The sequence below is a fragment of the Oleiphilus sp. HI0067 genome, from assembly GCF_001635735.1.
On sequence record NZ_LWFI01001074.1, the window covers coordinates 1 to 1,099 of the forward strand.

A 1,099-nucleotide genomic window follows, 5' to 3' on the forward strand; every position below is an offset into this window, starting at 1 on the left:
TTCGAGAATGCGTGATTGCGCATTAGAGCGGTATAAGATCGCAGTATCTTGACGAAGATTGCCTTGCTCTACCCAAGCAGAAATGCGATCTGCAATATAATTGGCTTCGTCTTGTTCATTAAATCCTGCATACAGGTCGATGAGTTCGCCATCTTTGTCATCTGTCCAAAGTTGTTTGCCTAGCCGACTGCCGTTGTTAGAGATCAAGGCGTTCGCAGCATTAAGTATATTGCCCGTTGAACGATAGTTTTGTTCGAGGCGCGCGGTATGCGTATTAGCAAAATCGCTTTCGTATTGGCGAATATTTTCAATTTTTGCGCCGCGCCAGCCATAGATACTTTGATCATCATCGCCAACCACCATGACCGGAATACGGTCTCCAGCGAGTACACGTAGCCAAGCATATTGTACGGTGTTGGTATCTTGGAACTCGTCTACTAGTAAGTAGCTAAAGCGCTCCTGATAATGCGAAAGAAGAGCCGGATGGTTCAGCCAGATTTCATGTGAACGCAACAGTAGCTCACCGAAATCGACGAGACCAGACTGTTGGCATTGCTCTTCATAATCGAGGTACAAACCATGTAGTTGCTTGTCGAAAGGATTTTTCGCAGGCGCTAAATGTTTAGCCCGAACCCCTTCGTCTTTTCGGCTATTGATAAAACCTTGTACTTGGCGTGGCGGAATGCGCGCTTCATCGATGCCGCGATCACGCATCAGACGCTTGATGATGCGAAGTTGATCATCGGAATCAAGAATCTGAAAATTCTCTGGTAATTCGGCTTCTCTGAAATGGGCACGTAAAAAACGATGAGCGATGCCGTGAAACGTCCCAAACCACATGCCTCGGCTCGGAATGTTTAGAAGCTCTTCAATACGCCCACGCATCTCTTTGGCTGCTTTATTGGTGAAGGTAACAGCCATAATAGATGTAGGACTAATGCCCTCGATTTGCATCAACCAAGCAATACGATGAACAAGAACACGGGTTTTTCCGCTTCCAGCTCCAGCCAATACGAGTAAGTTTTGCATAGGGGCTGCGACTGCTTCGCGTTGTGCGTCGTTTAAGCCATCAAGTAAATGAGATACGTCCATTAGGGTG

The 1,099-nt window shown here is 46.8% G+C and carries 1 protein-coding gene; it reads right to left on the reverse strand.

Annotated elements, in window-relative coordinates; genetic code table 11:
* Nucleotides 1-1,092 (reverse strand): UvrD-helicase domain-containing protein (locus A3739_RS14915; RefSeq protein ID WP_156502607.1); only part of this gene is annotated, 1,092 nt, incomplete at its 3' end.
* Nucleotides 1,093-1,099 lie beyond the last annotated feature (7 nt).